At 34.4% G+C, this 314-nt stretch carries 1 protein-coding gene; it reads left to right on the forward strand.

The window, feature by feature from the left end:
• Nucleotides 1-312: ATP-binding protein (locus tag CXF74_RS21830; RefSeq protein WP_198552975.1), on the forward strand; the 312-nt coding region annotated here is incomplete at its 5' end.
• Nucleotides 313-314: the final 2 nt, after the last annotated feature.

The raw sequence follows: 314 nt of genomic DNA on the forward strand, positions 1-314 counted from the left end.
CTTGAAGATGCACTAAAAAAGTTAGATAAATATGAATTGCTGATTTTAGATGACATTGGCTATGTAAAGAAAAGTGACAGTGAAAGCCAAGTATTATTTGAATTAATAGCACACCGTTATGAACGAAGTAGTTTATTGATCACAACCAATCAAGCATTTAGTGAGTGGGATAGTATATTTGGCGACAACATGATGACAGTTGCCGCCATAGATCGCCTTGTTCACCATGCTGATATTTATAAAATAGAAGGAGAGAGTTACCGTAAAAAAGAAGCTTTAAAATCAAACCAAGAAATCGGTCAAGTTAATTGACG

This window comes from Psychromonas sp. Urea-02u-13 (assembly GCF_002835995.1).
GTDB lineage: Bacteria > Pseudomonadota > Gammaproteobacteria > Enterobacterales > Psychromonadaceae > Psychromonas.